Origin of the sequence: Paenibacillus sp. FSL R5-192 (assembly GCF_000517845.1) — a bacterium.
In the GTDB taxonomy this organism is placed as follows: domain Bacteria; phylum Bacillota; class Bacilli; order Paenibacillales; family Paenibacillaceae; genus Paenibacillus; species Paenibacillus amylolyticus.
Genome location: NZ_ASPR01000008.1, coordinates 135,333 through 146,087 on the forward strand (window position 1 = coordinate 135,333; position 10,755 = coordinate 146,087).

General features: G+C 47.9%; 11 protein-coding genes. 10 read left to right on the forward strand and 1 reads right to left on the reverse strand.

The genetic code is table 11. The annotated features are described in order from the left end of the window. The first annotated feature begins 153 nt into the window (after positions 1 to 153). From dnaK to C161_RS05260, 10 genes are all read left to right on the forward strand, one after another. Positions 154 to 2,001, forward strand: coding sequence for a molecular chaperone DnaK (gene dnaK / locus C161_RS05215; RefSeq protein WP_036615087.1), 1,848 nt, complete (start codon positions 154 to 156; stop codon positions 1,999 to 2,001). 129 nt (positions 2,002 to 2,130) lie between these two features. Then, positions 2,131 to 3,255, forward strand: a complete 1,125-nt coding sequence (gene dnaJ / locus C161_RS05220; protein ID WP_036615086.1) for a molecular chaperone DnaJ — start codon at positions 2,131 to 2,133, stop codon at positions 3,253 to 3,255. Between the two features lie 240 nt (positions 3,256 to 3,495). Beyond that, positions 3,496 to 3,864: a hypothetical protein gene (locus C161_RS05225; RefSeq protein WP_017687219.1), complete on the forward strand. Its 369-nt coding sequence runs from the start codon at positions 3,496 to 3,498 to the stop codon at positions 3,862 to 3,864. A gap of 257 nt (positions 3,865 to 4,121) precedes the next feature. Beyond that, complete coding sequence (locus tag C161_RS05230; protein WP_017687220.1) at positions 4,122 to 4,301, forward strand: YfhD family protein; 180 nt, start codon at positions 4,122 to 4,124, stop codon at positions 4,299 to 4,301. Next, positions 4,294 to 4,686 carry a hypothetical protein gene (locus tag C161_RS05235; RefSeq protein ID WP_036668568.1) on the forward strand — a complete coding sequence of 131 codons (393 nt, stop codon included), beginning with the start codon at positions 4,294 to 4,296 and terminating at the stop codon, positions 4,684 to 4,686. Before C161_RS05230 ends, C161_RS05235 begins: the two co-directional genes overlap by 8 nt. Positions 4,687 to 4,876: 190 nt before the next feature. Continuing rightward, a complete protein-coding gene (prmA, locus tag C161_RS05240) occupies positions 4,877 to 5,842 on the forward strand; it encodes a 50S ribosomal protein L11 methyltransferase (RefSeq protein ID WP_036668569.1) in 966 nt (321 codons plus the stop codon). 3 nt (positions 5,843 to 5,845) lie between these two features. Then, positions 5,846 to 6,526 (forward strand): site-2 protease family protein, encoded by a 681-nt coding sequence (locus C161_RS05245; RefSeq protein WP_036668570.1) that lies wholly within the window; start codon positions 5,846 to 5,848, stop codon positions 6,524 to 6,526. A gap of 137 nt (positions 6,527 to 6,663) precedes the next feature. After that, positions 6,664 to 7,428 (forward strand): 16S rRNA (uracil(1498)-N(3))-methyltransferase, encoded by a 765-nt coding sequence (locus tag C161_RS05250; RefSeq protein ID WP_036668571.1) that lies wholly within the window; start codon positions 6,664 to 6,666, stop codon positions 7,426 to 7,428. Positions 7,429 to 7,430: 2 nt separating this feature from the next. Next, positions 7,431 to 8,777, forward strand: coding sequence for a tRNA (N(6)-L-threonylcarbamoyladenosine(37)-C(2))-methylthiotransferase MtaB (mtaB, locus tag C161_RS05255; protein WP_036615072.1), 1,347 nt, complete (start codon positions 7,431 to 7,433; stop codon positions 8,775 to 8,777). Positions 8,778 to 8,891: 114 nt separating this feature from the next. Continuing rightward, on the forward strand, positions 8,892 to 9,326 hold the full coding sequence (locus C161_RS05260) for an NUDIX hydrolase (RefSeq protein ID WP_036668572.1): 435 nt from the start codon (positions 8,892 to 8,894) through the stop codon (positions 9,324 to 9,326). A 64-nt stretch (positions 9,327 to 9,390) separates the two neighbouring features. Here the strand turns inward: C161_RS05260 and C161_RS05265 are convergent, their stop codons facing one another. Beyond that, positions 9,391 to 10,392: a Na/Pi cotransporter family protein gene (locus C161_RS05265; RefSeq protein WP_036668573.1), complete on the reverse strand. Its 1,002-nt coding sequence runs from the start codon at positions 10,390 to 10,392 to the stop codon at positions 9,391 to 9,393. Positions 10,393 to 10,755 lie beyond the last annotated feature (363 nt).

Genomic DNA, 10,755 nt, shown 5'->3' on the forward strand with positions numbered 1-10,755 from the left:
TAGGAAGGAATGAGTCGGCTCCATGGTTGAACAATGTGGGCGAAGTTTAATATAAAGGTTTGTACACATAGAGCACGATTAGCAACATGAACATCTAAATAAGGGTCAGATCAGACCCATTCATTTTAAATTGTTGAGGGAGGAAATTTTCGGATGAGCAAAGTAATTGGTATTGACTTAGGAACAACAAACTCATGCGTAGCAGTAATGGAAGGCGGCGAGGCTGTCGTAATTCCAAATCCGGAGGGCGCACGTACAACTCCATCCGTAGTTGGTTTCAAAAAGGATGGAGAGCGCGTTGTTGGTGAAACAGCAAAACGTCAAGCCATCACCAATCCGGATCGTACCATCATGTCGATCAAACGTCACATGGGTACTTCCCACAAGGAAACAATCGATAGCAAAGACTACTCCGCACAAGAGATCTCTGCAATCATTCTGCAAAAATTGAAATCCGATGCTGAAGCTTATCTGGGTCAAACGGTAACTCAAGCAGTTATCACTGTACCAGCTTACTTCAATGACAGTCAGCGCCAAGCGACTAAAGATGCGGGTAAAATTGCAGGTTTGGAAGTTCTGCGTATCGTCAACGAGCCAACAGCAGCAGCTTTGGCATACGGTATGGAGAAATCCGAAGACCAAACGATCCTCGTATATGACCTGGGTGGCGGTACGTTCGACGTATCCATTCTTGAACTGGGTGATGGCTTCTTCGAAGTTAAAGCAACTAGCGGGGACAACAAACTAGGCGGGGATGACTTTGACCAAGTGATCATTGATTACCTCGTAAGTGAATTCAAAAAAGATCAAGGCATTGACTTGAGTAAAGATAAAGCAGCGGTTCAACGTTTGAAAGATGCAGCGGAAAAAGCGAAAAAAGAACTTTCCGGCGTATTGACTACAACGATCTCCTTGCCGTTCATCACAGTTGCTGATGGCGTTCCTCAGCATTTGGAGTTGAACCTGAGCCGTGCGAAATTTGAAGAAATCTCTGAAGGTCTGGTTGAGCGTACGCTTGAACCAACTCGTCGTGCATTGAGTGATGCGGGTATGACGCCTAACGATATCGACAAGATCGTATTGGTTGGTGGTTCGACACGTATTCCAGCAGTACAAGAAGCAATCAAAAAACTGACGGGTAAAGAGCCACACAAAGGCGTTAACCCGGATGAAGTTGTAGCTTTGGGTGCTGCTGTACAAGCGGGCGTACTGACAGGTGACGTGAAAGACGTTGTATTGCTCGACGTAACGCCATTGTCCCTGGGTATCGAAACAGCGGGTGGCGTATTCACTAAAATGATCGAGCGTAACACTACGATCCCTACAAGCAAATCTCAAGTGTTCTCCACGTATGCAGACAATCAACCAAGCGTTGAGATTCATGTTCTGCAAGGTGAGCGTGAGATGGCAGCGGGTAACAAATCGCTTGGACGTTTCATGTTGGGTGATATTCCACCAGCTCCACGTGGCGTTCCACAGATCGAAGTTAGCTTCGATATTGATGCCAACGGTATCGTTAACGTATCTGCAACAGATAAAGGTACGAACAAAACTCAAAAAATCACAATCACTTCTTCCAGCGGTTTGAGCGATGCTGAAGTTGAGCAAATGATGAAAGATGCTGAGTTGCACGCTGAAGAAGATAAAAAACGCAGAGAACTCGTTGAAGCGAAAAACAGTGCAGATCAATTGATCTACTCTGTTGACAAAACGATCAAAGATCTTGGCGAAAAAGCAGATGCTGGCGAAGTTGAAAAAGCGAATGCTGCCAAAGAAAAACTGCAAGGCGTTCTGGCTTCCGACAACCTGGAAGATATCAAAGCTGCTACAGAAGAACTGACAGAGATCGTTCAACAACTGTCCGTGAAACTGTATGAGCAAGCTCAGGCGCAAGAGCAAGAAGCACAAGGTGCTGAAGAGCAACAACAAGGTTCTGCTAAACGTGACAACGTCGTAGACGCTGATTACGAAGTTGTGGATGAAGATAAAAAACAAAACTAATTCGTAGTTCTACGCGAATTAAACATCGGTGACGTTCGAATTAGAGGGAAAGTCATAGCCGGGGCTCCCGCGCTTTGGCTTTCCTTTTGTCACGATGTGCGATATGGTGAATGATATGGGGGTGGAAGAGTGGCTGAAAAGCGTGATTATTATGAGGTGCTTGGCGTTAGTAAAACGGCTAACGACGATGAAATTAAAAAGGCTTACCGTAAGCTTGCCCGTCAGTATCACCCTGACGTAAACAAGGCTGCTGATGCGGAAGCTAAATTTAAAGAAGTTAAAGAAGCTTACGACGTAGTGAGTGACGGTCAGAAGCGTGCACAATATGATCAATATGGTCATGTCGATCCGAATCAAGGTGGATTCGGTGGTGGCGGTGATTTTGGCGGCGGCGGATTTGGCGACATCTTCGACATGTTCTTTGGCGGCGGTGGCGGTGGACGACGTGATCCAAATGCTCCGCAACGCGGGAATGATCTGCAGTACACGATGACAATTGAGTTCAAGGAAGCTGTATTCGGTAAAGAAACCGATATTACGATTCCGCGTACCGAAGGCTGTGATACCTGTCATGGCTCAGGTGCCAAACCTGGAACGAAACCGGAAACCTGCTCGGTCTGCCAAGGTAGCGGTCAGCAGGAAGTCGTGCAAAATACACCGTTTGGTCGTATGGTTAATCGTCGTGCATGTTCGAACTGTAGCGGTTCGGGCCAAATTATCAAAGAAAAATGTACAACGTGCAGTGGTAGCGGTAAAGTCCGCAAGCAACGCAAAATCCATGTCCGCATTCCAGCGGGTGTAGATGATGGCGCGCAACTGCGTATGACAGGTGAGGGCGAAGGCGGCCTGCGTGGCGGACCAGCGGGAGATCTGTATATTGTCATTCGCGTGAAATCACATGATTTCTTCGAGCGTGAAGGCGACGATATTTATTGCGAAATCCCACTTACCTTTGCTCAGGCAGCTCTGGGAGATGAAGTTGAGATCCCAACGTTGACCGAGAAAGTGAAGTTGAAAGTACCAGCTGGTACACAAACGGGAACGTATTTCCGCCTCAAAGGCAAAGGTGTACCACGCCTGCGCGGTATGGGGCAGGGGGATCAGCATGTGAAAGTGGTTGTGGTTACACCTAGTAAGCTGAATGACGAGCAGAAGGATCTGCTTCGCCAAATTGCTTCGCTGGATGGAGAGCAAACACATGAGCATGAACAATCTTTCTTTGATAGAGTGAAACGCGCCTTCCGCGGTGACTGAGAATAAAATAAAGTAAGTTCAAAAGGACACCACAGCGGTTTTTAACGCGGGGTGTCCTTTTTTGTACGCCTTTTTTAGTGGTTCAGTGGTTTTTGTGAAATCCATGGATTTATGCTACAAAGAACGACAGCAATTTGTGGGAGCATTTCGGTATATTCTGAGCGAACTTGCGGAAAGATAGCATGGCGAGAATGATATGCATAGCTGATATGCGAGAAATTAGGGAAGCAGGTGAAGCGGATGACCGAGAAAAATATTTTGGCGTACTTTCACAGCCCGGAGCAGGCTCAAGGGGCGGCCAAAAAACTGGAGGCATTGCGAGTGGAGGACCTGTCAATTAATCGATTCAGCCGATATGCGGGTGTAGGACCAAGCGGGGCTTCCTACAAGCCGGGCGTTTCCGGCAGTTTTTCATCATGGGTGCCCGATTCGATGCAAACAAATGCCAGTGCTGGAATTATGGCTGCGGCGGACCCTTCTGCAAGCGGCATGAGTGATGGTGGACAGGGTGGACCTACAGGAAGAGATGTATTGCTAACTGTCATCGTAGATGAATCGGTACATCACCGCGCCATGTCCATAATCGAACAAGCCGGTGGAATGATCTAGTTTCAAGAAATCCATATAAGATGGACAGATAATTACACTTTAACGGAGAGTGTAGAACCAATCTGAAGAAGCGAAGCGTTCGCCTAAAAGCTTTCGCAAGAAAGCTGCTTCGGAAGCATACGCTATCCCCGGATTTCTCCCTTTAAGGAGGGAGTTGAAGGAATCTGGGGATAACAGCGATCGGAGGATGGGGCTACAATCGGAGCTTACAGTGTAACAAATATTAGTTCATTTTAATTTGAAGGAGGAGCATTACAATGGCAGAACATGAACGTCCAGGTAAGATTTTAACGAAAACGGAAAAGATGAAACGTATGCAATCCGCGAAAAATGAGGACGTGGAATTCAGCGCTGAAGCTGCGGATCATGAAGATATAGAAGCACTACGCCGCAGTGAAGCGGCTGATCGACGACAGGGACGGGAGCTTCATGACTGAAGATCGCTCGGCAGTGACCCTCGAAGCTGTTTTTACAAGCTGGACTGAGGCCGAGTCTGCACGCAGAGCCCTGGAATTTTTGCACCCGAACCAATTAAGCATTGAGAGCCTTGGCAATGAAGCGTCTGCATTGGACTCAAACGATGTTACGGGCTCCGATAATTCTCCTACGGCCGTCGTCGGAGGATTTAGTGGCGAACTGAATGTACTTGCCTTGATTAGTGATGAAACGGAAATGTTGTCCAATGGTCAGGTGTATGATACACCCAAAGAGGACTCGGCCAACAGGCTAAAACAAGAAATTTTGCTGACCGTGTCCGTATCCAATGATTCGCTCCCGCAAGCCGCAGAGATGATCACGCAGAATGGTGGGCGTTTTTGCTAACTGAGATTCAAATTATGCAATATGCTGAAGTATATGAAACAGATATGTATGAATAGATGACAGGATATTCGAGCAGTCAGGCTGCGGATATCCTGTTTTGTTTTTCTTTTACTGGTGCGGCTTTGTGCTCCGGCTAGCATGTGTAGTACAATAGTTGGGATGTTTGAAAAATGAGGAGGAAAAACCAAGTATGTTATGGCATGAACTAACAATACATACCACAGAAGAAGCTGTGGAGATGATTTCTAATTTTTTACATGAAGCGGGTGCTGGAGGGGTTTCGATTGAAGAGTCCGGTACTTTAAATAAAAAACGGGACACGACATATGGTGAGTTATACGACGTTCCTTTGAATGATATTCCGGAAGGTTTTGCAGTCATCAAAGGGTACTTCTCCGAAGGTACGGATATGGTTGCATTACAGTTAGAAGTTAATCCGAGAGTTGAGGAACTCTCCGAATTCGGAATTGATACAGGCGAGGTTCGTTATGAGACGCGTACAGTGGATGAAGATGACTGGGCAACAGCCTGGAAACAATATTTCAAGCCGGTACGTGTATCGGAACGTCTGACGATCAAGCCAACGTGGGAAGAGTATACGCCTGAAAGTCCAGATGAGAAAATTATTGAGCTTGATCCAGGCATGGCCTTTGGTACAGGAACACATCCAACGACCTCCCTCTGCTTGCGCACACTGGAAACGGTTATTCAGGGCGGCGAGGAAGTTATTGACGTAGGTACAGGCTCTGGTATTTTGGCTATTGGAGCGATAAAACTTGGGGCAAAACATGTACTGGCGCTCGATCTTGATCCAGTTGCCGTAATTAGTGCCAGGGAGAATGTGGAACTGAATGGGCTGGAGCAACAAATTACGGTTAAAGAGAGTGATCTGTTGTCCGTCCTTGGGAGTCAGGACCCTGCACTTGGTGTACAACTGCCGGTTAAGGTTGTCGTGGCGAACATTCTGGCTGAGATCATTTTGTTGTTCGTAGACGATGTCTATAATGCGCTTGAGTCTGGTGGCACCTATATTGTATCCGGCATTTGGAAGAACAAAGAGCAGGTTGTGCATGATGCACTGGTAGCCTCCGGATTTGAAGTGAGTGCGATCCACCGTGATGAGGATTGGCTGGCGTTTGTAGCCAGAAAGGGGTAACGTATGGACTTTTGGAATTCGTTCTTTCGTTATCCGATCGATCAGCTTCCGTTTTTCCTGCTGACCATTCTGATCGCATTTACAGTGCATGAATTCTCGCATGCATATTTTGCCAACAAATTTGGTGATCCAACAGCGAAGCTGTTGGGTCGGGTCACGCTGAATCCGGTTGTACACTTTGACTTGTTAGGTGTGCTGCTGCTCATTATTGCCGGCTTTGGTTGGGCACGTCCAGTTCCCGTTAATCGGGCTAACTTCGACAAACCTAGATTGATGGGCATCATCGTATCTGCAGCAGGGCCTCTGAGCAATCTGTTGCTCGCGATCATCGGTACAATCATCTATGCTTCACTGGTTGGTTCGGGAGCACTCGGTGGGATTGATAATGAGCGTCTGCTCACAGCAATCACGACGTTTTTCGCTATCTTTAACTTAACCAACTTTTTCCTGTTCCTGTTTAACTTGATTCCGTTGCCACCACTGGATGGTTATCGGATTCTAGAGGATCTACTGCCACCTTCAATCAGCCGCAAGCTGCAAGGGGTGGAGCAATGGTCTATTTTTATCTTCCTATTGATCCTTGTTATACCTCCGTTGCAAAATGTGACGATTCAACCTTTGTATGAGTTTGCGCAAACGATGTATGTGGATCTGGCAAAGGTGATCATCGAATTATATCGCTAAAAGCGCATTGTTTATGGACCGGAATACTGGTCAGAAACACGTAAAAGTTGTATGATCATCTGTGGCGATTGGATTCACGCCTGCCATCAGGCGGGGTGAATTCCAGTCATAACAGGACAGAATGGGTGGATTGACTAATGCAGCGATATTTTGTATCTGCAGAACAGTTTATTGAACACGCTGTGATTATCACAGGTGATGATGCACGCCATATTGGCAAGGTCATGCGTGGTAAACCTGGAGATAAACTGATTGTCAGTGACGGAAACTCCAGAGAAGCACTCGTGGAAATTGAGAGTATTGAAGTGGGCCAAGTGACAGCCAATATTGTGGAACCTCTCGAGATGGACCATGAAGCACGGATTCGTGTAACCGTGGCACAGAGTTTGCCCAAGGGCGACAAGATGGAAACAGTCATCCAGAGATGTACTGAGATTGGGGCGGTATCATTTGTACCCTTCCTATCAGAACGTACGATTGTGCAATATGATGCCAAGAAAGAAGGCAAACGGTTGGAGCGGTGGCGGAAAATTGCCAAGGAAGCTGCCGAACAGAGTCACCGGAATCGTATTCCATCCGTCGAACAGCCGCTTTCCTGGAAAGGGCTATTATCTTCTTTTGAGGGCTATAGCCTGGTATGTTATTGTTATGAGAAAGAAAACGGTAAACAGCTGAGAGATGCACTGAAACCGTTTATAGAGCAACTTGCACCTGATGCAAGTGCAGAAGTATTGATCGTGGTTGGACCGGAAGGTGGATTTTCTGAGAAGGAGACGGCAGAGGCTGATCAGGCAGGTGCTGTATCTGTTGGACTGGGCAAACGCATTTTGCGTGCTGAGACAGCTGGAATGGCAGCACTAACTTGCGTGCTATATGAATCCGGAGAAATGGGAGGAATGTAATTATGCCATCCGTGGCGTTTTACACCTTAGGCTGCAAAGTTAATTTCTATGATACAGAGGCGATTTGGCAATTGTTCAAAAACGAAGGTTACGATCAAGTGGACTTTGATGAACAGACAGCGGATGTATACTTGATTAATACTTGTACAGTAACCAATACCGGCGACAAAAAGAGCCGTCAAATTATTCGTCGTGCCATTCGGCGCAACCCGGAGGCGATTGTGGCCGTTACAGGCTGCTATGCGCAGACTTCTCCGGCAGAGATTCTGGACATCCCAGGGGTGGATCTGGTTATCGGTACACAGGACCGTGACAAGATTCTGCCATATGTTAATGAAATTCAGGAGTCCCGTCAACCGGTTAACGCAGTACGTAATATTATGAAAACCCGTGTATTTGAAGAAATGGACGTACCGGATTTTGCTGACCGTACCCGCGCGTTCCTGAAGATTCAGGATGGTTGCAATAACTTTTGCACGTTCTGCATCATTCCGTGGTCTCGTGGTCTCTCACGCAGTCGTGAGGCGAACAGCATTATTCAACAGGCGCATCAACTCGTACACGCCGGATACAAAGAGATTGTTCTCACGGGTATTCATACAGGTGGATATGGGGATGACATGGAGAACTATGATCTGACCGATCTGCTGTGGGATTTGGATAAGGTAGAGGGTTTGGAGCGTATTCGAATCAGCTCGATTGAAGCCAGCCAGATCGATGACCGCATGCTCGACGTGATCAAACGTTCGGACAAACTTGTTCGTCACTTCCATATTCCGCTGCAAGCGGGTGATGATACGGTGTTGAAACGCATGCGCCGTAAATATACGACAGAAGAGTTTTACAACAAGATGCTTCGCATTCGGGAAGCAATGCCGGATGTAGCGATTACAACAGACATCATTGTTGGATTTCCAGGTGAGACGGATGAGATGTACCGTAATGGCTATGAGTTGATGCGGAAGATCGGTTTTTCCGAAATGCACGTATTCCCTTATTCCAAGCGTACGGGCACGCCCGCAGCACGAATGGAAGATCAGGTGGACGAAGAAGTCAAAAATGCACGTGTGCATGAACTGATTGACTTGTCTGAACAGATGCAGCTGGAGTACGCTGAGCAGTTTGTTGGACAGGTACTGGATGTTATTCCCGAAGGGGAAGCCAAAGGCCGCGAGGGAAGTGGCAAGCTGCACGGTTATAGCGACAACTACATTCAACTGGTCTTTGACGGAACGATGGATATGGTCGGTAAAGTGTGCCGAGTCAAAGTGGTTAAAGCCGGCGTCAACGAGAGTCAGGCTACGCTGGTACGTGTGTTGGAAGAGAATCTTAAGTCCGCCGCGATGTGATCGAGGCGTCAGAAACAAGGATTTCATTTCCTTGGGGAGCTTACCCGGGGAGATGAGGTCCTTCTTTTGCAAAAAAATAAGATAAAGATATCGAAGTTGATGGGGGAGAGCACGATGAACAAAAAAGAAATTTCAGCAGGCGGAGTTGTTTATAGAACAGGGGAAGACGGACGTCTTCAAATTCAGCTTATCGTAGATCGTTATGGTAAAACAACTCTCGCCAAGGGCAAAATGGAAGATGGAGAAACAATTGAACAGACGGCACTGCGCGAGATTTTGGAGGAGACAGGTATGGTGGGCCGCATTGTAGAACCGGTTGATATCATTGCTTACACGTACCAACATGCAGACTTTGGCCCGGTGGACAAGGAAGTTCATTATTATCTCGTTGAAGCCGAGAGTGGTGATTTACAGCCTCAGATTGAAGAAATCAAGGGTGTGGATTGGTATGCTCCGGAAGAAGCATGGTCCTTACAGCAGCAGAGCGGATATGATAATAACGATGATATCTTGCGTGTAGCCCTGAACAAGTTAGGCGTTAACGTATAACGCATTATAGTTCTGGTTCGAGTCAGTTAGCCGCGCGCTCTGTGGGGTCTGGATAGGCAGATCATCAAGCCACGGGTGACTTCGCCGCGGGGGCGTGGACCGGTGGTTTTTTGTGCCAGATTGGCAAGTAACAGAACGGTAAAGCAAGCAGTGAACTGGTGATGTTAAAAAGGGTCTGGGCATGCGCAATCTGTGCCCCGTTGTCCGCTGACAGCCAAGCCGAAGCTGCATGCAGCTGGCCGATCAGCGGCATAAACAGCAGCGCTCCCGCAATGTTTAATACAACATGGGAGGCTGCGACAAATTTGCCTGCGGATGCTCCACCCGCGGCAGCAATCACAGCGGTGATGCAGGTCCCCACATTGGACCCGATCACAATGGCGATGCCGATCTCCACAGGCAATACCCCTGTGGCTGCCAGCGTAATCGCCATGCTAATGACAGCTGCGCTGCTGTGAATGAGCGCTGTCAGACAGGCACCTGCCAGGAAGCCCCACCACAAGCTGTCGGCCGAGCGGTCGAGAAACCATTGAAATACGCCCATGCTCCGCAAGGGTAAGGCAATGGATTGCATCACCTGAATGCCTGTCATAACAAGTGCAAATCCGGCAGCTGCGAGGAAGCTGTACTGGATGTTAAACAGAGTCTGACGCGTGCGTTCAGGAGCGGCCAGATTGCGTTCACCAAGAACAACAAACATGGCCCAGCCCGTTAGCGACAGGACGAGTAGCGGCAGGGAAGCACGTCCGATCTGCAGTCCCACCAGCTCCGTCGTCAGGCATGTCCCGATGTTGGTGCCGAGGATGATGCCAAGTGTGCGTCCATAGGTAATTAATCTGGCATTAGCCAGTCCAATGGTGAGTACGGTGACCGCAGTACTGCTCTGTAACAGGGCTGTTGCGCCTGCACTGAAGGCCATGCCTTTCCATGGAGCAGAGGTGGCGCGATTGAGCCAACCCGCCAACATGGGCCCAGCCATGCGCTTCAAGGCCGTTTCCATCAGCTTCATGCCACCAAAAAAGATAATAAGCCCATAGAGTAGGGGCAATATCACATCTCTAAACATAGTAATATCATTCCTTCCGTCCGGTTCCTTAACTCATCCTATGAGTAAGAAAAGACAACCATGACAAGCCTAAAGGAATTCAGAGGGAAGCGACCTAAATTACCCCACCCCAATTCGAAAGATACGGTGATTCGTGCAAACGTAGTGGAGGGGACGAAATCGAATCTGAAGAAGCGAAGCGTGCGCCTTTGTCTCCGGATTTTCCCTTTAAAAAGGGAATCAAAAAAATCTGGAGACAACAGTGATCGGAAGATCGATTCGTAACCGAAACGCCACTTAACTGCTGCACCCCAATTCGAAAGATACGGTGATTCGTGCAAGCGTAGTGGAGGGGACGAAATCGAATCTGAAGAAGCGAAGCGT